The 24,443-nt window shown below is 39.3% G+C and carries 16 protein-coding genes; 14 read left to right on the top strand and 2 right to left on the bottom strand.

What is annotated here, in order from left to right; genetic code table 11:
• Positions 1-8: 8 nt before the first annotated feature.
• The 4 genes from OK025_RS06645 (at position 9) to OK025_RS06630 (ending at position 9,108) form a co-directional block, all read left to right on the top strand.
• A complete protein-coding gene (locus OK025_RS06645; protein WP_075990655.1) occupies positions 9-1,517 on the top strand; it encodes a glycosyltransferase family 2 protein in 1,509 nt (502 codons plus the stop codon).
• Positions 1,518-1,523: 6 nt separating this feature from the next.
• Positions 1,524-4,394 carry a tetratricopeptide repeat protein gene (locus tag OK025_RS06640; protein WP_317668805.1) on the top strand — a complete coding sequence of 957 codons (2,871 nt, stop codon included), beginning with the start codon at positions 1,524-1,526 and terminating at the stop codon, positions 4,392-4,394.
• 20 nt (positions 4,395-4,414) lie between these two features.
• Entirely contained in the window at positions 4,415-6,823 is a 2,409-nt protein-coding gene (locus OK025_RS06635; RefSeq protein ID WP_317668804.1) for an aminotransferase class V-fold PLP-dependent enzyme, read from the top strand.
• Positions 6,824-6,903: 80 nt separating this feature from the next.
• Positions 6,904-9,108: a DUF4838 domain-containing protein gene (locus OK025_RS06630; protein WP_317668803.1), complete on the top strand. Its 2,205-nt coding sequence runs from the start codon at positions 6,904-6,906 to the stop codon at positions 9,106-9,108.
• 494 nt (positions 9,109-9,602) lie between these two features.
• Here OK025_RS06630 and OK025_RS06625 read toward each other — a convergent pair whose 3' ends face one another.
• Both OK025_RS06625 and OK025_RS06620 read right to left on the bottom strand, forming a co-directional pair.
• A complete protein-coding gene (locus tag OK025_RS06625; protein ID WP_317668802.1) occupies positions 9,603-11,453 on the bottom strand; it encodes a hypothetical protein in 1,851 nt (616 codons plus the stop codon).
• Positions 11,454-11,457: 4 nt separating this feature from the next.
• Complete coding sequence (locus OK025_RS06620) at positions 11,458-11,628, bottom strand: hypothetical protein (RefSeq protein ID WP_293887240.1); 171 nt, start codon at positions 11,626-11,628, stop codon at positions 11,458-11,460.
• Positions 11,629-12,838: 1,210 nt separating this feature from the next.
• Here OK025_RS06620 and OK025_RS06615 point away from each other — a divergent pair.
• The 10 genes from OK025_RS06615 to OK025_RS06570 all read left to right on the top strand — a co-directional run bounded on the left by OK025_RS06615 (position 12,839) and on the right by OK025_RS06570 (position 24,367).
• On the top strand, positions 12,839-13,669 hold the full coding sequence (locus OK025_RS06615; RefSeq protein WP_317668801.1) for a helix-turn-helix domain-containing protein: 831 nt from the start codon (positions 12,839-12,841) through the stop codon (positions 13,667-13,669).
• 248 nt (positions 13,670-13,917) lie between these two features.
• Complete coding sequence (locus OK025_RS06610; protein WP_317668800.1) at positions 13,918-16,164, top strand: LruC domain-containing protein; 2,247 nt, start codon at positions 13,918-13,920, stop codon at positions 16,162-16,164.
• 135 nt (positions 16,165-16,299) lie between these two features.
• Positions 16,300-16,665 carry a PleD family two-component system response regulator gene (locus OK025_RS06605; protein WP_205400120.1) on the top strand — a complete coding sequence of 122 codons (366 nt, stop codon included), beginning with the start codon at positions 16,300-16,302 and terminating at the stop codon, positions 16,663-16,665.
• Positions 16,665-17,060: a hypothetical protein gene (locus OK025_RS06600; RefSeq protein WP_317668799.1), complete on the top strand. Its 396-nt coding sequence runs from the start codon at positions 16,665-16,667 to the stop codon at positions 17,058-17,060. The genes OK025_RS06605 and OK025_RS06600 overlap by 1 nt, the downstream gene beginning before the upstream one ends.
• Before the next feature lie 15 nt (positions 17,061-17,075).
• The gene (locus OK025_RS06595; RefSeq protein WP_317669761.1) at positions 17,076-17,858 is read left to right on the top strand and encodes a sugar transferase; all 783 of its coding nucleotides are present in this window, start codon (positions 17,076-17,078) and stop codon (positions 17,856-17,858) included.
• Positions 17,859-17,935: 77 nt separating this feature from the next.
• On the top strand, positions 17,936-18,667 hold the full coding sequence (locus tag OK025_RS06590) for a TolC family protein (RefSeq protein WP_317668798.1): 732 nt from the start codon (positions 17,936-17,938) through the stop codon (positions 18,665-18,667).
• 106 nt (positions 18,668-18,773) lie between these two features.
• Positions 18,774-20,825 (top strand): hypothetical protein, encoded by a 2,052-nt coding sequence (locus OK025_RS06585; protein ID WP_317668797.1) that lies wholly within the window; start codon positions 18,774-18,776, stop codon positions 20,823-20,825.
• A gap of 18 nt (positions 20,826-20,843) precedes the next feature.
• Positions 20,844-22,277 (top strand): O-antigen ligase family protein, encoded by a 1,434-nt coding sequence (locus tag OK025_RS06580; RefSeq protein WP_317668796.1) that lies wholly within the window; start codon positions 20,844-20,846, stop codon positions 22,275-22,277.
• Complete coding sequence (locus OK025_RS06575; protein WP_317668795.1) at positions 22,255-23,169, top strand: glycosyltransferase family 2 protein; 915 nt, start codon at positions 22,255-22,257, stop codon at positions 23,167-23,169. The genes OK025_RS06580 and OK025_RS06575 overlap by 23 nt, the downstream gene beginning before the upstream one ends.
• 28 nt (positions 23,170-23,197) lie before the next feature.
• A complete protein-coding gene (locus OK025_RS06570; RefSeq protein WP_317668794.1) occupies positions 23,198-24,367 on the top strand; it encodes a glycosyltransferase family 2 protein in 1,170 nt (389 codons plus the stop codon).
• The last annotated feature ends 76 nt before the right edge of the window (positions 24,368-24,443 follow it).

Here is a 24,443-nt window from a genome sequence, read left to right as displayed (position 1 = left end):
CATCCAATATGATCCAAGATATAATTGACGTTTTCCAACTTTTTATATTTTCCTACAGTAGCCTGACCATGGTGATCTATGTCATCATGGCGGTGCTATCGTATAAGGGAATTATGTTATATAGACGGAAAAATAGAGAGCACTATACCCAAAATGTAATTTCGAGCCCACTTTCACCGGGCATCTCGGTCATTGCTCCGGCTTACAACGAGGGCCTGACCATCATTGATAATGTGTATGCATTAATGCATCTGAATTATCCATTATACGAAGTTATTATTGTCAATGACGGTAGTACGGATGATACATTGGAAAAATTGGTGCAGCATTTCGAACTTAAGGAAGTAGATCTCCCTTACAATGAAAAGATCAAAACGAAGACTGTAAAACGCTTTTTTCGATCTACTAATCGTGCCTACGAAAAGTTGCTAGTCATTGATAAAGAGAACGGAAAAGGCAAAGCAGACGCTTCGAATGCCGGTATCAATGCCTCAAAATTTGATTATTTTCTCTGTACCGATGTAGATTGCATCCTGCATGAAGACACACTTTCCAGATTAATGCGTCCCATTTTAGACGAAAAGAGCCGGAGCCGCCTAAAAGACATTCAGGTGATACCCGATACCGGATACATCCACGTGGAGAACAATCAACGGCGGGTCATAGCGGTGGGGGCGCCCCTGCGGATGATCAATTCGTCTGAAGTGGATAACGGCGTAATAACACGCTTTAAACCGCCACATAAAGTACTCCCACGTTTTCAGGAGCTGGAGTATATTCGTGCATACCTGCTTTCAAAAATGGCTTGGAGCTCAATTAATTGTGTTCCAAATGTATCTGGAGGACTTGGCCTTTTTGATAAACATATTGCGGTGAAAGTAGGGGGCTATGATCCGCGCTCATTTGCCGAAGATATTGATATGGTGACGCGCATGAGTGTTTACATGATCCAGAATAATCACAAATATGCGATTCGGTATATTCCTGTTTCATTGTGCTGGACGGAAGGACCACAAACCTTGCCGGTATTCAGTAGACAACGTGTACGCTGGGCTAGGGGATTGATCCAGATCATGCTGCTCCACCGTCATGTTTTATTTAATTTTAAGTTTAAAAGGCTCGGGCTGATAGTCTTTCCTTATAATTTCTTGTTTGAGTTTTTGGCGCCTATTTTCGAGGTATTGGGGCTGCTGTTTTACATTTATCTTATTGTAATAGGCGCCATCAATTGGGAAAATACATTTACATTACTCGCTTTTCTTTATATGTTTTCCGTCTTGGTAAGCTCCATTGCCGTACTGTGGGATCAATTGATTGAAAGGCATTACCGCAAAACGAGTGAGGTGATAGGCCTTTGCCTAACGGCCTTTGCTGAGCCGTTTATTTATCATCCGCTCATTGTTTTTTTTAGTATTAAAGGCTACATACAGTCCATGTTCAGGCAAAAGCTGGTGTGGGGAAATATGCAGCGTAAAGGTTTTGCAAGCCAAAAATCTTCCGACAAAAATCAAGCTTAAGCTATTATGAATTTCCGTTATACTATTTTTATTCTCTTCCTGTTGTCTACACCTGTCCTGCAAGCGCAGACCTGGAATTCCGTGCGTGCCGAAAAATTGTACCAGCAGGCTTTGGTAGACATTAAATCTGCTCAACAGCAGAAAGCTTTAAAGTCATTGGAGGAGACCATAAAGCTCAATCCAGCCCATATCGATGCGCAGGTGCAACTCGCCCGAATCTATATGGCGCAGAAACAATATGATCAGTCGATCCGTACTGCACAACTGGTCCTGCGTGCTTCGCCCCAATATGAAGATGTTTATTATTATATTATAGGTTCTTATTTATCAAAAAATCGACCTGCTGAAGCTTTGAGGTACGTCGAAATGGGATTGGCGCGTTTTGCTACCAATAAAGATTTCGGGATCAAAAAGCTTAATATATTGGATATGCTCAAACGCTATCAGGATGGAGATTCCTGGGCACAGGTTCTTATACGGCGTTTTCCGACCGATGGGAGCGTAAGATTTGCTATGGCCGGTCATTATGAGGCAAAAGCGGATTGGTATAAAGGAAATAAAATGGATAATCTCGCCAATTCATATTATGAAAAGGCGCTCGAACTCGCGCCGAAAAATACAGATCTCATCGAAAAAATGAACAATATTGTGTCCCAAGGCGGTGATTATGATGCCCGAATTGCCAAGGCAAATGCGATATTGAACAGCGATAGTAAATCTTACAAAGCGTTATTCCAAAAGCTCAGTCTGCTACAGGAATCACATCGTTATGCAGAGGCACTAGAAGTGTTACGCCTGATCTTACGCTATTATCCGAAAGATAAAAAAGCCCTTGACCTAAACAATAGTTTACGGAAAGAAGCCGCCGGATATTATCAGAACACAGATACTTATGCTCTTTATCAGTCGATTTTGGATCAGAATCCAGGCGATCGGGAAGCCTTGGAAAAGGTGGTGGGCATAGCCGCTTCTCGGGGGGAGACGACACAGGCACTGTATTGGGTAGACCGTGCCTTACAGCGAAATGCAGCCGATCGTGTACTACTGCGCAGAAAAATGGATTTCGAATATCAGCTACATCGCTATCAGACAGCGGCAGATATTGCTGTTAAGCTCTATGGGAGCAATGGTGATAAAGCTTTCCGATCAGAAGCATTGCAAATGATCAATGCCTGTGGGAGTTATTATTTGCAACAGCAACAAGCCGACAGCGCCATCGTTTACTACGATCGTACGCTTCACTTAGATCCGAGCAATTTGCCAGCTCTGCAAGGGCGTATTTCCGCTCTTATCCTGCAAAATAATTTATCCTCGGCCCTTCGAGAATTGGAGCAGGCGATCAGTTATTATCCAAATGATATCGATTTACAGTTAAAAAAAGCGGGTTTCCTGGCACAATCGGGCAAAATACAGCAGGCTGTAGCCTTAAGCGAAAAACTTTACGCCAGTTATCCGGGAAATCCGAAAATTAAATCGCTTTATTTGGAGCAAAAGCTGGCCGCAGCCAATGCCTGTATACTGGTGGAAGAGTACGGAGAAGCGGAAACGCATCTTCGTCAATTACTCATTGAAGACAACGATAATAAAGAAGCCCTACACTACCTTTCTAATATTCTTGACCTCAGAAGACGCTATCCGGAAGCTTTGCTCGTTGTTCAGCAGGCCCTGCAAAGTTATCCGGGTGACCGCGAATTTCTTCAGAAGAAAGCTTCAATCCTTCATAATAGTACGCAGTATATGGCAGCTGCTCAGGTCGCCACTATGCTGCGGACAGAATATCCGTACAATCAAAAGTACCGTACAATGGTACAGGATGCATGGATGTCGGCGGGATTGGCTTTTCAAAAAAAAGGATTAGCCGATAGCGCAATCTTTTGTTTTGATCGCGTGCTCAAGGACAATCGAACAGATTCGCTAGCCTATAGTAATAAAATAAACCTTCTGATGGCAAAAGGAGACTTTGTATATGCCCTGCAGAGTGTGGATACGGCATTACAGCATTTTGAGTATGCAGAACCTTTTCTCCTAAAGAAAGTAATCGTACTCGACAGTTTGGGTCGGTTTGTTGAAGCGGCACATTTTGCCGATACGCTCTCCAAGCGCTTCGATCTACGGAAGCACAGGGAATATGCAGCTCTTTTGCGAAGTAAAACCATGCAGAACGCTTTTGGAATTTCTTTGCTGAATAGCTCCTTTTCAGGTGTTGATGATAATCTAGCACCACCTGCATACCGTATTGCGACACTGTATTACACCCGTCGATTGTCGCCAAAAATAAGCTATGGTGCACAGCTGTTATTCACAGGAAGGCAATCTGGTACGGGCATTATGGGAGAAGGCGACCTGACGTATACGGCGAATAAATTACTTTACTGGAATGCTTCGATAGGTATATCCAATAATGTGTTGCTCCCCAAATATAGAATGGCCTATTCGCTTTATCGGCAGCTCGGAAAAGGTTTCGAAGGAGAGATTGGGGCGCGTTTTCTGGAAGTTGTCGCGATCAAAGCGGTATCAGTGGTTGCTGGTGCGAGCAAAAGTTTTGACCCTTTTCTGCTGAATGCACGAATCTTTGCCATCAAGGAGGAAAAGGATTTCTACTTTGCTTTTCAGGCAGGCGCAAAATATGAGCTTACTGAAGCCGATTTATTGCAGGCAAATTTTGGACTTGGAACTTCACCAGACGACAGAAGCAGGCTTATTCTATTGCCTGAATTGGGTGGTGTTATGAGTCGAAGTGTGGGCGCGGGATACAGACGTACAATAAATTATCGTACATCGATAGGTATAAATGGTACGTACACGAGTCAAAAAATTGGTATGGCAACATTTCGTAATCAATACGATCTACTGCTTGCTTTACAGGTGAAATTTTAACTCTAGCCAATAACTGAACAATGAATGGTACAATTTTAATTTTAGGCGCCGAAGGGTATTTGGGCTGGCCGCTAGCCATGAAGTTAGCGCTGCACCATCCAGACCAAAAAATTATATTGCTGGATAATGGCTGGCGCAAAAGCACGGTTGCCAATCTCGGATTTGGCCCTTGGTTACAGATCCCGCATCTCTCAAGTCGTATCGAAGTATTTGGCCAAAAATATGGTTTAGCTAATATGTGCGCTGTGCACGCTGAGGTTTGTTCGGACGAATTGGCAGAACTGATTCGCCGGGAACGGCCGCATACGATTTATCATCTCGCACAGCAGTGTTCGGCGAGTTATTCGATGTTGGGATTACAACAGGCTCTTTACACCATCCGTAACAATGAAGAAGGAAATATGCGTCTGCTCTGGGCAGTACGCGAGTATGTTCCGCAAGCCCATATTATTAAGCTTGGATCTTTTGGTGAATATGCCAAGGGCGGATTGCCGATCGCAGAAGGCTATTTTAAGCCGGGTTATCAAGGACAGTTGGCGTCGACACCTTTACCTTACCCTAGGGCGGCAAACGATATTTATCATGTTTCCAAAATAAATGACTCGAATTACGTAGCGATGGCGGCGCGTACCTGGGGGCTTCGCATCACGGAAGTGATGCAAGCAACGGTCTTTGGTCTGCTAACATCCGAAATGGATGCCTCGCCCGATCTTTTTACCCGTTTTGATTACGATCCGATATTTGGAACGGTAGCCAACCGTTTTATAGCGCAGGTAGTTGCTGGTTCTCCGATGACAGTTTATGGTAGCGGAAATCAGCGTACTGGACTCATGGCGTTGAACGATGCGGTCAATTCGCTGGCCCGATTTGCTGTAGATATACCACCGATGGGTGAACATCGTGTGGTGAACCATGTGACAGAAACACACTATTCCATCAATGAATTAGCGGCGGATATTGCTGACATTGCCAGAGGTATGGGGTTGGATCCCAAGATTTCTTTTACCTCCGATCTTAGAGGGGAAAGTGCTGCCAAGAAACCTATATACAGCATTGAGACAAGTTTGCAGGGAAGTTATTTGTATCATACCGATTTCCATACCGTGATAAGAGAATCCATTAGTCTTTTACAGAAACAATATAGTACACTTCTATCGCATCATTTTTCACCCCATAGCGCCTGGAACGAATGTTCTGATGGGATAAATCTTGATCCTAAAAGAGTAGATGCCGTCCGAAAAATAGAAAATGAAGCGTATTGGGATCAGATCAGAAATAATACATTTCCTTCGACCCGGGTGAATCTGAATCCGGGCTGCCTGGCTACGTTGCCACAGGATCGGCTCGAAACCATCAAAAATCAGGTAAACGGCAATCCACTTTCTTTATATGCTTTAGGGAGGGAAGCTTTTACTGCCATACAGGAGGAATGTGCTAAAGTGTGGCCAGCTATCGGTTATCGCTGTAATGTGACTTCCAGCACATCTCAGGCCATGAATTTATTGGCATTGGTGATTTTACGGAGGTTGCAGGAGGATGGGAAGAGGTGTTTTCAGGTCCTGACAAGTGAGCATGAACATCCGGGCGGTATTGGCCCCTTTGAACATTTGCCAGAATATAAGCTCACTTATCTCCCTGATGTTGTCCTTAATGACACGGAGGAATTTAACAGATGCTTGCGCGAAATGCGACCAGACATCGTGTTCTTATCCCATGTCTATTATCCCACAGGAAAACTGATGCAAGACGAGTGGCGCCTGAGCAATATAAAAAAGGCTGTTCCGAATGCAATTCTGATTCTTGACGTAGCACAGTCATTAGGGATTCAGCAACTTCCTTTTGGGGATGCCGATGTACTGATCGGGAGTACACATAAATGGTTGCATGGACCATTGGGTGGTGGTTTAGCTTGGTTCAAAGAAGATTTTGCAAATTGGATCGGGGCCTTGTATTGGAATAAGCAGCATCTTTTTGAAGATCCGCAAACCCATGGGTTCAGTATTCCGGGGGGGCAGGATTTCTTATTGTATGAAAGGTTGAGGCAAAGCCTAAAACGTTATCGAGAAATTGGGCCGAAAGAGATCCTGGATCGCAGTACCTATCTGGCAGCTTATCTGAAAAGAGAGCTTAATGGGATCTTTGGCCATGCAGGCATTACGCACTGTTTTATGGGAGATGATGTATCTCCGGTCGTAAGTCTGCTGGTGTCAGATTATGATCCTTATCCGCTGTATGAGTTTTTGAGAAAGAAAGACATCCATATTAAATGCATTAAGCACTGTAGAATAGAAGCGAAGGTTGGACATGTACTGCGTTTTGGTTTACCTTATTATGAAAATATGGGCCGCTTGCGCATCGTACTTGATACGATAGCTTCTTTTGTGGATTGTGCCATCATGGATAAGCAAGAAGTGGAGTTGGCGGTATAGTTTAATGCGGGATGATGATGAATGCAAATTATAAACTGAACCTGTTCGTTCTTGTTGGATTACTGTTCATTAGCAGCTGTATGGCACAGCAAGTGGACATCGTTCGGGATAAGAAAGCCGAAACTGAAATCGTTATTTCCTCGCGTCCATCAAATTTGGAACGAAAGGCGGCTCTGGTATTACAGGAGTATATTAAACGTATTACTGGCGTACCATTAGCGATATTGTCGAGCCCTTCTGGGACGAAAAGACACGTAGTATATATCGGGAATAATTTTTATCAACAGCGGATTGGAAAGAAGGTTGGGCTTGGAAACGAAGGTTTTGAAATTAGTGTTCGGGACGGGCAAGTATATCTAACTGGAGGTTCAGGAAAAGGACTACTGTATGGAGTATATGAACTTATCGAGAAGCAATTTGGCGCTCGGAAATATGATCAAGGGCCTGCATGGGTTCCCAGGCGTTCGAGTCTGACGCTTCCTCAGGATTTCAATTTGCGTTTTGAACCAGCATTACGTTATAGAGAGTCTTACTACCCTGCTTCTGCGGATGCTGAATACCTGGATTGGCATCATTTGCATCGATTTGAGGATCTGTGGGGCTTATGGGGGCATTCATTTTTTAAAATTATACCACCGGAAGACTATTTTCAGCAGCATCCTGAATATTTCGCTTTAACAAACGGAAAGCGCAGTGCAACACAGCTCTGTCTGACAAATCCTGACGTCCAGAAAATTGCAATCAATTATTTTCGACGGGCCATTGCCGATAATCCTGATGCGGTCTATTGGTCTATAGCGCCAATGGATGGAAAAGGTTACTGTACCTGTGATCGTTGTACAAAGGTTGATCAGGAGGAGGGAGGGCCTCAGGGTACGCTAATCCGATTTGTGAATCGTATTGCGGCTCAATTTCCAGAACAGAATTTTACGACCTTAGCCTATGGTTACACCGCAGAAGCTCCCAAAATAACTCGGCCATTGGACAATGTATATGTGTTGCTAAGTACGATAGATGCAACGCGGGAGCAGGGCCTGGCGGTTAATCCAACAGCTGCTCCTTTTCGACGCCAGCTCAATGACTGGTCGAAGATCTCATCGCATATTTTTGTGTGGGATTATACCACGCAATTTACAGCTTATATAAATCCTTTTCCGATGTATGATCATTACCAGAGCAATATCGCCTATATGTATCAAAATGGTGTAAAAGGTATCTTTGAACATGGATCTGGCCATACGCTGGCTGATATGTCCGCCTATGCCAGTTATTTGCAGGCCAAAATCCTATGGAATCCTGAGCTAGATCAAGCTGAGGTGGAAGAGAATTTTTTGGACGGTTATTATGGTGCCGCATCAAAGGATATTAAAAAGTATCTAAAACAACTTATTGATGCTCGCAAAACAAGCCGCTCGACGCTTGATATATATGGTAATCCCATCCTTTCGCGACATGGATATCTAAGTTTAGAAAAGATGAGACTTTTTAAGGAACTTGTGAATAACGCGCAAAAAGCTGTAGCTGGAGATCAGAAATTTTTAAGTCGCGTGAAATTGATTGCTTTAGGTCTCGAGTATGCAGCTTTGGAGCAGTCAAAGGCTTATGGTGATCATCCATTCGGCTTTTTAAGCAGGAAAGCTGATGGTCAGTGGGTGGTCAATCCTAATTGGATGAAGCGCATTGATGAGTTTTTGCACCATGCACTTCGAGGCGGAGCTATCGAATTGGCTGAAACTGGTGGTAGTCTTGAGCACTACCGGCAGCAATGGCTAACACTATTAAATAAACCCTATTTACCTTCATTGCTCCAAGGAATAAATCCTCAGTTTAAACCTTCTTTCTTGGAAGATTTTCCCGCCAATGGAAAAACAACACTGAATGATGGCTTGTCGGGAACGACAGATTACAGTTACAATTGGCTATTATTTGATAGTAAGGATGTCGAGATTACTTTTCCTTTTCCGAATGAAAGAATGGCTTCGCAAATTCAGCTTAATTTTCTACTTGATCCGGCGCATTATCTTTTCCTTCCGGATGGAATAGCGGTAGAATCCTCAGAAGATAATATTTCGTACGTGAACATCGGGAAATATAAGATTGATACTGGTCTTATTGCCGAAGGTCCAATATGTCACCCAGTTTCATTTGGCTTAAAACGACAAAAAGGACGTTTTTTAAAAGTGAAAATTTCCTTTTCCCAAGAATTTCCACATTGGTTTGAAGGTTCGCGGCATCGCAGACCGCTTTTTGCCATTGATGAAATTCATGCTGATCAAGCAGATTAGCTAAATCGGGTAGGTCAGTCCGCTTCGCGCATAATAATTTAAGGTTGGAATTTGAGATCAGATCAAATCAGGAAATTGGTGCTTTAATGAGGTTTATAAGGGGATAAAAATAAATGGGGCGAACGCCTTCGCCCCATTATATCCATTAATATTATCAAGTCGAACGCAAAAAAAATGACTTGATGGCCCAAATGTAAAAAAATATTATTGAAATTCTCCGGTAAAAATTTACGATTATCGTGTAAAAATTGACGCGGTAGTTGATGGGCTACAACATTCATAAAAAAAGACGGCTAGAATTTCTAGCCGTCTTCGTTTGGTTGCCTAAGCTTCAATTATTACTATTTTTAGTTTGTTCTCGCGTAGTGAACCTCTTTAAGTGATATTTCAGAGTGCTAAATTATGCTAATCCAAAGCTGGTTATTACGGTTTTCAAATGTCAAACTTGCATATATTAAATAAGCATTAACTTGCGCCGGTCTCTAAGCTTCTTTTTACAAAGCTGGCATTGGATTATATCCCGGAGCACTTCCGTTCCAGCTGGCATTACGTGTACAACGTACGTTCATAAAATCTGATGCGATTACACCTAAGCCTAAAGCATTGATATTTAATAATCCTGCAGATTTTGTTCCTACTGCCTTATCTCCTAGGACAAGGCTAGTTCGGGTTGCGCCGATATAACTTGTTGCGCCGACAGATGCAGCTCCGCTTGCTGCTTGTAGTAGGCTAAGAAGCGGATCACCGGTTAGAAGTTGGTCGCTTGACCAAAACGCTGCAGTTTGACCTACGCCCCCGCTTCCGAAATTGAGTGAAACTAAGCCACTTACAATACTGATAGGAGTGGCTACTCCGTTGTTGTAAAAGCGTAACCTATTTGTCGCTGTTGGATAAACTGAGCCTTGTACACCGGTACCTCCTGTGTAATCCATATAGTTTGAACCAGCTGTTGCGCCAGGTGTTCCAGGTTTAAGAAGTAGCCCTATTATATCACCCAATAATCCGTCAACAACTCCGCTATTTGAAGTTAGTACGCCAACCTCGTTGGACGTTGGGGTTTTCCATAAACCTGCAGGATAAACCAGGGCACAAGGATCTTTCTGATTTGCAGCAACCGTACTTGCAAAAGTGCGTGGAAGATGACCTTTGAATGAGAAGAAACTTTCATTTGCGTCAGGTTGATTCGGGTTAGTATGGTAGAAACGATATGGTGTCGCATTCAGAGCTCCCCCTGTTCGGTAGTACAGATTTGATCTTCCCCATTGTACAGTGCTGCCTCCTACTGTTCCGTAATTAAGTGCTGATTCTGCTAGGCCTACTAAAAGGCGTTGATTTTTACCACCTAAAGGCGTAATTTTGATATTCTGATTTGACAGGGATGCACCAAAATTGCGGGTAGAGCCGTCGTCAACTTTGATTTTAAGTTGAGATATTTGCGCATTGACCGTTAATTCAGATTGTTCTGCAGTTTTAAAGGTCGCAACTTTTTGATACGCATCAGTTCCTACTGGAGAAACATCGGTGAAATCTGCTTGAGTCAGGTTAAGATTTGATACGTTTGACAACGATAGATTCCCGGTGCTAAAATCGATTGTTTTAGTTTTAATACCGTTAGGGCAACTTACTGCTATTGTTGGATTTGCGGTCATCGGTGCAAACATACCCAAAGTATTTACTTCGACAGTAACAGTTGAAAATACGCGGTTAAAAGTGATGTTTAAGGGAACTGAATTACTGTTTATCACTAAATCCGATGTGCTAGATGCTATTAGCACATCCTTAGTTAAGTCTAATGTCGTGGTAGTAGGTACCGTAGTTGCTGTTGCACCAATTGGTAATACATCAGTATTGTTGTACGAGACTGCTAACCATTTATACGAACCATTCTGTAAATCAATAGTACCCACTGCTCCAGCAGTCAATGGCACTGATTTGACAAAAGAATAGCTGTTGTCAGGATTTTTCTTATAAAAATAGAGACTATACGTTGTTGTTGCAGCTAAAGCAGTAGTTGCTGCGCGTGATCCAGATGAAGCTTTCAAGCCGGATGAAGCAGAGGAGCTATTTGTAACCCCAACGATAGCGTCAAATTCGTCTCCTTCTACCAATTTAAGTAAATTTTCACTGGCCTTGGTACTGTTTGTATTGCTCGCTTTAGTTGAAATGTTCTCTGTATTTTCGTTGAGTCCTGCAATGCGCACAATTACTTGATTTTTGCCATCTGGAGCAATTTCCTCGGTGGGATTGTTATTTTTGCTACAGCTCGTTGTAACAGCCAATGTTCCTAAAGCTAAAAATGCAGCTAAAGCAAATTTATTTGCTAAATTATTGTTGATCTTTTTCATAATGTTAAAAGCTACTATTGTCCCAACCTTGGCCACCGTCGGCACTTTCAACGTCTGTCACTGAAGGACTAGAAGATCCTGCTGTTCCCGAGCCAGCAGCAATGCCTTGCTCCAGCTCTACTACGTGCTCCTTGATGGACGGAGCGACGTACATTTTTTTTGCGTTCTTATTCATGATAATATTATTTGGATAATCCATGCTGTTACCAGCATGGGGTTTAAATTTAATGGACAATTTAACCCTCATTTATTTGATAGAAATACTTAAGCGTATAACGGCTTGCCTTTGCGTATAGGCAATATATTGCTGTTATCACTTAGGTGCTCCTAAATTTTTTGTCTGTTTGTTGATTCCTAATTTAATTGTTAATACTTATTTTGCTATCGGCTAGTAATACTTTTCCCGAATCGAATTGTAATATTACGACTTAATATCAACTTGTGCAAAAAAAAATTGTAAACTTTTTTTTAGACTATTATTGATTTCGTGATAAAACAACTTTCTTCATTGTTATTATTCTATAAGATGTATCGGTTTATTCTCTTTTGTTGCTCTTAAAACTGGATTTAAACCGATTGAAGCTGGCGTTCTTCCTGCCATCTTTCTCATTAACAAGTCATCTTTTATTTTGTTTATCATTTTTTCAAAATATTTTTATTGTGTAATTATTGTTTTATAATTAATATGTTTGAACAATTTATTTTTAGGGTCTAATTATTCAAAATTTTAAGATTTATTTGGAAATATATTTCCTGTTGTGATATGTGTTTTTCTCGTTTTTATTTCTTTATAGTCATTAAGTATCCTTCTATTTCTCTTTTTTAGTCTTATTTATTTATTGATTTTCAATATTTAAATGGTCGTGTTATATTTTAAAGAGACAAGATGTTTGTTTTGTTTTAAAATTTAAATTCATTTTATTATTTTCTTTTGTTTCATTTTAGGAAAATTGCAGTTGCAACTAAACTTTTATTGCTTTATGTTATTGTGTTAAGAAGTGTTAAAAAACAGGCTTATTAGTCTCGGGATGAAGATTGTGGAAATGTCTGATGTTTAAACTAAATTATTTTTTTGTTGTAAAATAAAAGATTTTTTGAGGTTTATGCATTGATATTTCTCTAATATTTGTTTTGCCAACCTATTTTAATCTATTTCATTTAGTGTCCCTTATAGAATATTGGTAGATTTGATCGTGCCCAAAATTAGTTGAAGATCGTCCTCTGTAAAGATTGTCCGGATTTTACTGTTGCGCTCTAAAAAAGCATATAGCAAACGCATGGTTTCTTCGGAAATGAATTTTTTGTGTTTGGTTTTTATTTCCTAAATTGCCCGTATTTCAGTAATATGAAATGCTTGTCGGGCTTTATATGCATTAGATAAAAATATGGAATTTGGAGTTCATCGGGTCATTGGTGTAGCGCAGGAGCCTTCCGAAATTGCGGATGCAACAGCAAAAGAAAATTATGTTGTTCTTTTTGTGTCAAAGGGTGGCTGTAGCGTGGAGATCAATAATCAGGTTACAGAAATCGAAGAATTCTGTTTGGTGTTAATTCCAAGAGGTATCAAAATTGAAGCTAACCCAAAAGAACAGCGATCGTTTCTTATTATTTATTTTTCAGAAAGTTTTTTTGCGCGTACGGAGATAGATACCGCTTTTCTGCATAACTTTAAGTCATTCAATAAAAACGAATATACCTACCGTGTGCTGCGTGTTCCTGAAGAATACGCAAGCTATTACGAATTTGTAAGCATGCAACTTAAGCTTTCTAAGCAGAACTATAATCTGGCAATTTATCGCGATTTAGCGCATAATATCGTTAAACAGATTGTGCTCCTTGCTGCAATTTCTGCTGAGGATAGGCCGTCAAATGGATTAGTGTGTCATGGTGCTGATGCAAAACTGATAACACTCTTTCAGGAACTGATCAAAAAACATGTAAAAGAAGAAAAGCAGGTCGCCTTTTATGCCGAACAACTCCATGTCGGAAATAAAAAATTAACCAACTTAACGAAAGAAATTTTGGGAGCAACGCCAAAAGAACTTATCATTAAAGAATTGCTGCGTGTTAGTAAGAAACTTATCGTTGAATCGTCGATGAGCATCAAACAGATTGCTTGGGAACTTGGTTATGCAGATGTCAATAATTTCAGTACTTTTTTCTTGAAAGAAACCACCTTGACGCCGACCGAGTACCGAAAGAGGTGGCAGAAATAACCCTTATAGTTAAATATATTTTTGTTAGTTATTAACTCTCATTTGTAGTTCGCTATGCTCCGTTGTAGTTGAAGCGCTACAAGATTTGTGATTTATACTGTAGTTGTGTATTTTATCCCATTGTAAGTGGAATTAGTTATATCTTTGCTTTAAACAGTTCGGCCTTAATATTATTCACAAAGCCAAGTATTAAAGTCCTGTGACATCTATGATGGGGCTGTTTGGTATTGATCTATTATTATTTAATTATGTATAACAGAAAAAGCTTAAATCTCTTCTTGGTGGGTCTTGCAGGGATTACGCTCTTCGGGGCAAGTTGTTCAAAAGTAAAAGATTTGTACAACGAAACCGAAAAAGGATCTGATTCTTTGTCCTTGTTTCCTGATGGGGGTAGTATTCCAACTGATTTTATGTGGAATTCGGCGAGAGCTGTAGATGTGCGTATTGCCGTTGATGATAAATTTAGCGGTAAATACTTCTATCGGGTGGAGATTTTTGATAATGATCCAGCACTTGGTGCCGGAGCGAACCTTTTGGCTGCAGGACAGGCAAAGTCTGGCCAAGATTTCGTTGGCAAGCTAATGATTCCAACCGTAGCGAAATACATCTATTTGAGAGAAACCTCTCCGCTGGGTGTTGCTGCAATCAGTATGGTTGAAGTTGGACAACAAAATACAATCAGCGTCGATGGTGCACAAGTTTCAACAGCTAGCAAAGCGAGTGTTTTGCGTGGCTCTACATCGTCTGCCTTGCTTGCCAGTGGAGGCTTGAAGGCAGCAGCGTCTACTGCAGAAGCTGCAACCGTAGTCGTTCCTAGCGATGCTGTTGAAATAAATGGTAATGGTTCTATATATGTTGAATCAAATAAATCATATGTCATCAAATCTGGAGTAACATTTACAGGTACCATTAACGCCAATAATGGTTCGAGTAATGTGAAAATATATGTTCAGGGGGTATGGAAAAATACAGGCAATGAATTCAATTTGGGGGGTAATAATACATTAATAGTGGCGCAGTCTGGTTCAATTCAGTTAGCTCATGTTACCCAAAATACCAACGGTAGGTTTGAAAATTATGGGGCTGCCTCTTTGTCTAAAATGACAACAACAAACAGTTCGCTCTATATCAATTATGGGACATTGGATGTTAATGAAGCTGTGATAACTAACGGTAGTTTTAACAACTATGGTGTGGCGACAATCCAAACTTTAACTAGCACCACAGATGGTACTGTGGTTAGGAATGAGGGAACATTGAATGTAAATAAAGGCGATTTTACAAATGCGACATTACAGGCTGTATGTCATACCTATATCAAGACGATGACAACAAACGGTGCTAAAATTTCAGTTGCATCAGGATCATTGCTAAGCATCGACAACTTAAGTGCCGGTGGTACTAGTATAAATTTGGCGGCTTCTGCAATTTTGGATGTAAATACATTAGCTAAATTTAATAGTCAGGCAAGTACAATGCAAGGACCTTCTTCTGGTCAGGCACTGGCCCGCTTAAAAAAAGTGGATGTAAAAGGTCAAAATATGGCAATTACCTATTCTGGTAACCTGGAAATTGCTTGTTCAGATCATTCGGCCAATGAGCAATATAATACTTATTATGTGGTCAATAGTCCGGCCAAATTAGTTCCTTATGATAAATCAACAGTTGTAATTTCGGGTACTTCGTGTAATGCTGGTGGTAATAATGCAGCTGGCGGTAATCCAAATGATCAAACCGTTACAGAAGTCAAATTGGGTACTTACTCGTATGCTTTTGAAGATAATTGGCCATCAATCGGGGACTATGATATGAATGACTTTGTGGTGGATGTGGCTATCACAAAAGTTCAAAATTCTGCGAATAAAATTACTAAACTAAAATTAGTAAATAAAATTAGATCTGTCGGTGCCAAAAATAGACTTGCTGCAGCTATTCAGTTGGATGGCATATTGGCGACCAATGTGAAATCTGTAAAATATACAAATATGAATTTGGTTGGACAAAATTTGCCATTGGGCTCCAACGGTGTCGAATCCAATCAAAAGTATGCTGTAGTAACATTATGTGATGATGCGCATAAGGCATTTGGGATTTCAGATACACAATTCATTTCTACACAAAATGGTAGTTTTCAGCCTGTTGAATCGGAGATTACAATAGAGTTTAATACTCCTTTGGATAATTTCACATTTGCTGATTTGAACTCTTTTATCATTACAAACGGATATAAGGTTAGTTCGCGTACTGAAATCCATTTGGTTGGATATAAAGCAACCGATAAAATGAATAAAGCGTTAGTAGAGAATCAAACTGCAAAAGGTCAGCTTTCGGCTAACGATCCATTTAAATCATCAAAAGGCGAGCCGTGGGGATTATCTATACCTGTTTCTTTTGTTTATCCAAATGAATATAAAAAAATAACCGGAGTCTATCCTAAATTTCAAAGTTGGGCATTGAGCGGAGGTTCTCAGGATACCAATTGGTATATAAAATAGAAGATAATTTATATAAAAGGAATAAAGATTTTGGAATCCCAAAGTACCCCAGCCATGGGGTGCTTTGATCCAATAATTTGTTATTAAAAGCGTACAATTTGTCTGGTTAATTACCGTTAAAGAACGTAAAATCTCATGAAAAAAAAGATTGTAATAATTGATGATAAGCCAGCAATAGGTCAGTTGATTACGTTGTACCTAAGTGCTGATTATGACTTTCGCTTCTTTAATAACGCAATGGATGCATATAATTGGTTGAAAGATGGTAATGCCGTCGATTTGATTCTTTCTGATTATACTATGCCTGAAATGAATGGCTATGACTTGCTGCTTATGATTAAGCAAAACGAGTTTCTGAAAGATATTCCTGTTATCTTTTTGTCTGGTGAAGATAATTCAAATACTCGTATCAATTTGCTCGAAGCAGGAGCGGAAGATTTTATTTTGAAACCTTTTAATCCGCTTGAGCTGAAATTGCGGATAAAAAAAGCATTAAAGTAATGCCTCAATATAGTGATTATATATACTTTGGTGATAATATCGAAACTTTTGATTATTTTCATAAACAAGTCCAAGATACCTTGGGTATTGATCTGAAATTTTTTAATTCTTTCGAGGCCATGGATATGTATTTTCAGGAGCAAAAAGGCCAATTCTTTTCTGTGGTCTTCTACGAAAAAAGCAGAAACCTTGCCAAAGATCTGGCGCAATTGAGTAAACTGGTCAGGCATGGCAAAGATACCTTAATTATCTTGGTTGGAAATGACTTTTCCCGTTTTGAGAAACAATCTTATTTTGATGCTGGGGTTACAAACACAATCAGTCCTCGCGCAAATGCGGATGTTTTTCAGTCGGTAAGAAAATATATACATTTATATTTTGAAGCTACATCCTAGACTGAAAAATTTGAAATCCTTACACCTTCTTTTCCTAAAATTGGTATTCCTTTTGGTAAAAGGATTTTTGATATCGTTGTATCATCGATGTTGATTTTATTCCTGTCACCGATCCTTTTATTCGTCTATTGTGCAATCAAATTGGAAAGTAAAGGTTCGGCGGTTTATAAATCCAAAAGGATTGGTTCGGGTTATTTTATGTTTGATTTTTATAAATTCAGATCTATGTATCCGGATGCAGATAAACGATTGAAGGAATATATGGCGCTCAATCAGTATGCTGATACAACGCAGGCTGTTATTCCAATTGTTTTCAGTACACATAACAGTGGTGAAGCGCAGTATTTCACATTAGATGAACTTCGTGAGGTGCTTATTGATGACGAGGTGGTTGTTAAAGGTGCCGATACTGGAAATAAACAAAAGAAGGCAGCATTCTTTAAGTTAGAGAAAGATCCACGAGTAACCAACGTGGGACGCATTCTCCGCAAATATAGTCTGGATGAGCTTCCGCAGTTGTTTAATGTACTTAAAGGGGATATGTCCATTGTTGGAAATCGACCATTGCCTTTGTATGAGGCGGAGATGTTAACGACAGACGATAGTGTCGAACGTTTTATGGCTCCTGCGGGGATAACAGGATTATGGCAAGTAGAAAAGAGAGGAGATAATGGAAGCATGTCCGATCAGGAACGCATTCAACTTGATATTGATTATGCTAAACATTATTCGATGTGGATGGATTTGAAGATTTTGTATAAGACATTTTCTGCGTTTATTCAAAAAGCGGATGTCTAGACTATCTTTGATTTTAATCGATTAAATAATATAAAAAATATAACTGGCTAATGCCTATAAAATGTTGTTTTCTAAAGATGAAGAAAATTATCCCCCTATTTTTATTTTTAATCACTGTTGGCTCACTCAGCTATGGACAAGGTGTTCTACAGGGAGTGAACGGACTGGATTATTCTAAACTTTTGCTTCCTTCGCTGGAGGAACTTTTTGAGAATGCCAAAAGGAGTCCGAGTGTTGAGATGTTTGAATCTAAGATGATGGAGCAGGATAATCTATTAAAATCCGAGAAGAGAAGCTGGCTAAAATATTTTAAAGTCGGTGGATCATGGCAATATGGTAATATAGGAGTTAATTCAATGTTTACAGATCAAAACACACCGTTATTTTACCAATATTCTGGGGCGAAACAAAATGCACTATTTGTAAGCGGAACGGTTTCAGTACCATTTGATGATGTGTTTGATCGATCTAATCGTGTCAAACGACAAAAAATGCAACGTCGTTCTACCGAATTGGAAATGGAGAAATGGTTTGACGAGCAGAAAGTCCGTATTATCGATTCTTATGTTAAATTGACTAATGCCATGTCGATCTTGAAAAAGAAAACAGAAAATTTAACATTAACGGAAGCACAATTGAAAACCGTAGAAGCTGATTTTGCGAATGGACATGCAGCGATTTCGGATTTAAACGCTGCTAAAAAGATGGAAGTTGAAGCATTTGAGTCCTATAAATTGACAGAAAGTACAATAACAGCCGAACTTTTGCATTTGGAAATTTTGAGTAGAACAAAAATTATCAGTAAGTAAAATGGGTATAGTAATTTACATTATAAAATCTTTGTACAGATTTAAATGGTGGTTGATTGTATTACCATTGATGGTCATGGGCATTGTTATTTATTTCACTAGAAATATGAATAGACAATACGAATCAGATATGACTATTTATACAGGCATAATCTCTGCTAATGGTACTGATCTTAGCCAAGATGGTAAGCAAGACTGGAATATTCTCAAAAATTCGTTGTTAAACGTGATCAATACCATCGGGTCAAAAGAAACGATGCGGGTGGTGTCTTTAAAACTATTCGCCAGAACGATGATCAATGGGGATACGGAGAAGGATAATATTTATATTTCTAGTGCTCATTTCCGTCAACTGTTGGATATTACACCACCTGCTGTCAGAAAATTAATCGATAAAACATCTGAAGAACGTACGGTAGAAAATTTAAAAAGGTACGAAAAGATGGATGCTAAGAATTTTGTCTATGGCTTATTTAATTGGAATCATCCTTATTTTAGTTATGGAGCTTTAAGCAAAATAGATATTAAACAGATCGATAATAGCGATATTTTGCATGTCTATTATGAAAATAATGATGCTGGCATCACTTATCAAACATTGAATATACTGAGTGAAGTTTTTGGGGACGAATATAAAACTCTTCAATATAGTAATACCAATAATGTAATAAAGTATTTCGAAGCAGAACTGGCCCGCATTGGAAAAGACTTATTTATGAAAGAGGATTCTCTTACCAAATTCAATGTGCAAAACCGCCTTATTCATTACGATAAACAGACCGAGGCTGTTACAATTTTGGATAAGGATTACGAAATCCGTAAACAGGACGCCTTATCTGCACGTAACAGAGCGCAAGCGAGTATAACGCAATTAGAGTCGGGAATTGATGCAAATACTAAGAGTATCAAAAACAATGCGCAATTTTTGGCTAAGATGAATGAAATATCGGATTTAAATTATTCAATTTCTCAGATTCAATCCTATCAGGCTGATTCATTAAACACAGTCAAAAATTCAGCGTCGACACTTCAAGATCTTAAATCGAAATTAAAAAATCAGGAGCGGGATTTCCGCAACTTTATTCAGGATTATTCCAGTCAGAAATATACTAAAAATGGGTATCCGAATGCAAATTATGTGACGTTGTGGGTTGACGAATTATTGAAACTGGATCAGGCGCAAGCAGATATTAAAGTAGTGGATGATTTTAAAGGTGAATTGGATAAAATGTACTCGCATTACTCCCCAATAGGTTCGTTACTCAAACGTCAGGAACGTGGTATTAATTTTACTGAACAGAGCTATCTTTCCGTTTTGGGAGGGTTGAATGCTGCGCGTCTCCGCCTAAAGAGCTTGGAGATGAGTGCTGCCACATTAAAAGTAATCAATCCGGCAACTTTTCCACTTAACTCCAAACCAACCAAACGTAAAATGTTGGTTATAGGATCTTATTTTGCAACTCTGGCGTTTTTACTGGGTTGCATTCTGGTCTTGGAATTGCTAGATCGAACTTTACGGGATAAGCAGCGAACAGATCGTGTTACAAAAGGGAATGCCGTTGGTGCTTTTCCGCATCAGAAAATGGGGCGCTATAGTCAGGAGATCAGAAGAATGGCATCAAAATCTTTGGCCAATCAGCTGTTTGGATATTATCAAAGAGACAATGCGCTCAATTTTATCAATGTATTAAAACTGGATTCGGCTATTGATAGCGGAAATCTTATGCAATACATAAAGGAAGAATGGGCAACGATTGGCCTCAAGGTAGGTATTCTCGAAGAGGGCAAAGACTTTAATGCGAAGTCCCGTGAATTTTTGATAGAATCAACACTCTTGGAACAAATTAAGCTTGACGAAAATGATTTCACGCTTTTAGGTCATACAAATGCTTTTAATGTCCCTGTCCCCCCATTTTACCTGTCGCAGGCAGCAGTAAATCTACTCTTATTGGATGCAGAGTCTGTATGGAAAGAAGAAGATGAAGAATTGTTTAAGGAGATCGTTCAGCGAAGTGGAAGAGTACCCGTAGTAATATGTCTTATGAATGCAGATCGATTTGCTACAGAAACATTCACTGGGATGTTGCCGCCTTATAGTTTCTTTAGAAAGTTGGAATATAGGTTTTCACAGTTAGGAATAACTGCTTCTAAGGCTTAGCCGATACCAAAAAGAAAAATGAGGAAGGAAATTTTATTTGATAAAATTGGCTTAAAATTATTAGCTGTCCTAGGATGTGCGCTGATTACCTTTTTGGCCGTATCCGGAGGTCTCTTGCCTAGTCTTGGAATAGCACTTGCACCTTTTATTCTTTGTTTTTTAATTATTTGTATTCGGAATCCTTTTGTTAGTTTTCTTTTCTTATTTGCTGTATGTTTTTTCGTCATGGGTATATTACGCTATGTACGTATTCCCATGCCGCCGAGTATTTTAGTAGATCTTGTGATCCTATTTAATTTTATTGTAATTGCATTAAATCATCTTTATCGGAATTATAATGCTAAGCTGAAAATACCATTGTACTTCTTTATCTCTTTAGCTTGGGTGGCCTACTGTATGGTTGAAGTGTTTAATCCGGATGGTGTCTTCGGTAACTGGATTGCTGCTATCCGGAGCACGGCACTTTATTTGTGTTTATTTCAATTTTTAATCTATTATATTTTTAAAGATAGATCCAAGCTCAGATCTTTTTTTATTTTTTGGGCGATTTTAGTATTATTAGCGGCTTTAAAGGCAATTGGGCAAAAATTTATCGGGTTCGACGCAGATGAAAGAATTTGGCTTTATACACTTGGGGCTCATACGCATCTCATCTATAGTGGAGTCCGTTATTTTTCATTTTTTACCGATGCTGCTAATTTTGGCTGCCATATGGGGCTTGGAATGGTCGTTTTTTCCATTTTGTTTTTCTATGAGAAAAATAGAAGTGTGCGGATTTTGTACGTTACTGTCACTATTTTGGCGATGTACGGTATGCTGATATCCGGCACCCGTTCTGCCATGGCAATTCCAATGGCTGGATATGCATTTTATATTCTGCTGTTAAAACAATGGCGAATCATGATTTTAGGATCAACGCTATTTATTTGTGTCTTTTGCTTCCTATCGCTAACAACTATTGGAAATAGTAACGCCGACATTCGAAGGATGCGGACAGCGTTTCAATTTAAAGAGGATGCATCCTTTAACCTGCGAAAGGAAAATCAGACCAAAATGAAAAAATTTATGCGTAATTTTCCGATTGGGTTAGGTTTAGGCGCGGCAAAAAATGCTAACGAAGGAGATCTTTTAAACGACCTTCCAACAGATACTTCTTTTGTTTTTATCTGGGTAGAGACGGGCGTAATTGGGTTGGTACTCTATTTGTTGATTTGGATTTCTTGTTTGGCGATTTGTTTTTACCTTGTTTGGTTTAAATTAAAGGATCCCATGATTAGGGGATTTTGTAGCGCTGCAGCAGCTGGTATTGCAGGTATGATGTTGGCTGGTTATGGAAATGAAGTCTTACATCAATTTCCAACAGGGGAAACTATTTATATATTAATGGCAATCGCGATGTTGTGCCCATATTTACAAGAAAATGAACACAATGGAGTACATATCTCAGCCTAGAGTTTCATTTATTACCGTTAATTTTAATGGTGCCCGTGATTCGATGAATCTGCTGCAAACGATCTTTGAACATATCAAAAGTTTCTGTTTTGAAGTCATTGTAATTGATAATGCTTCTATCATTAATGAATTTGAGGTGATCAAACAAAGATATCCATTTATAAAGGGCGAATATTTGCAGGAAAATCTAGGATTTGCTGGCGGAAATAATCGGGGATTAGAAATGGCTACTGGTGACTATATGTATTTTATCAACAATGATACTTTATTACCTAAGGATGCTGACTCGCAAATTCAATCCATGATTTCATTTTGTGAAGTGAACCCAGAAGTCGGAGGGCTTTCTCCCAAAATATTGTATCATATACCTCCTAATTTGATTCAGTTTGCAGGAAGTACTCCATTGACCGCAATAACCATGAGGAATAAACAAATTGGATATAAGGAAATGGATCTTGGTCAATACAATCAAATCGTTCAAATTCCTTATTTTCATGGTGCGGCCATGTTTGTTCCCAAAACCGTGATCAATCATATTGGCAGGATGCCTACATGTTACTTTTTGTATTATGAAGAATTGGATTGGTCAAATAGCATTACCAAACATTTTCAATTGTTTTATTTTCCTTTGGCTCAGATCGTTCATCTCGAGAGTGCTTCTACTGGAATCGACAGTCCATTGAAAGTGTTTTATATTACACGAAATAGAGTGATCTTCGCTTATAGACAAAGAAAAGGTAGCTTAAGAGTACTAGCGCTTAGTTATTTGATTTTAATAGCTTTTCCAATGAATCTGTGTTTACTTTTATTTAAATTAAAATTCAAGCAGTCTGTGGCGATGATAAAGGGGATTTGGTCTGCCTGCCGCTGGATAATCATAGGAAGCCGCTAAAAAAATATATACTGTTATGCTTATAACGATGATTTGGTACATTGACTTTTTGTTTTTCTCAGTATTAACGTTGTGGGTATGCTATGTAGCATTGTTCGCCTTCGCATCCCGAATAAGAAGAAAGATTATTTTCCCAGATAGCAATACATCACTGCGATTTGCCATATTATTTCCCGCTTACAAAGAGGATAATGTCATTAGAGAAAGCGTTACACGTTTTAAAGCACAGAATTATCCTGCCGATAAGTTTGAAATCATAGTTATTTCGGATGCCATGGAAGATCGTACTAACGATCAGCTTCGGGCAATGGGTATTTCACTTATTCATCCAGGTGAAGGCCAGCGGTCGAAAGCTGCAGCATTAACAGCAGCAATGTCTAGGTTAGATACACAATTGTTTGATGTAGTGGTTGTTATGGACGCGGACAATATTGTTTTTCCTGACTTTCTCAGCAAACTGAATAATGCTTTTGCTTCTGGGGCAAAAGCTATACAAACCCATCGTACGGCTAAAAATAATACAACGGCGACTGCAATTTTGGATGGTGTAAGCGAAGAAATTAATAATTCAATTTTTCGTTTAGGACATGCTCGTCTTGGTTTGCCTGCTGCGTTGATTGGCTCGGGTATGGCATTCGATTTTAACTGGTTTAAGCAAAGGATCGCAGCAATCAAATCGATGGGAGAAGATAAGTTTTTGGAATATTTCCTCTTATTAGATCGCATAAACACGATATATTTGGAAGATGTTGTAATTTTAGACGAAAAAATTCAATATAGTGAAGATTTTTCGAAACAACGTCGGCGTTGGATCGCTTCACAAATCGATATCTTCTGTCTTGCGATTAAACAGACGCGAAGTGCGCTTGTTTCAGGGAATTGGGCTTTAATCGATAAAATTTTCCAGTGGTCTATGCCGCCGCGAATCATTATGCTTGGTATTATTCCTCTTTTTTTGCTGATTTCGTTTTTTGTCGTCGACATTTCTTCCCTAAAATGGTTTTTTTTAATTACTTTGTATATGATGAGCTTAGCTTTGGCCATTCCAAAAAAATTGTATACGAAGCAATTGTTTCTGGCAATATTTACCTTGCCTCGTATATTTTTTGCGATGGTAAGCAGTATAATCCATTTTCGTTCAGGACGGTCGACTTTTATACATACGAAACATGGTGATATACCCGATGAGCATGAGTAGCAAGAAACAGTATGGTGATAATGTTTTTGAGTTGATATGGGGCTAAAGGAAAAAATAATGCGTTCTCCCCGCATAA

It is taken from the genome of Sphingobacterium sp. UGAL515B_05 (assembly GCF_033097525.1).
GTDB lineage: Bacteria > Bacteroidota > Bacteroidia > Sphingobacteriales > Sphingobacteriaceae > Sphingobacterium.
This window is presented reverse-complemented; position numbering and strand designations above follow the sequence as displayed.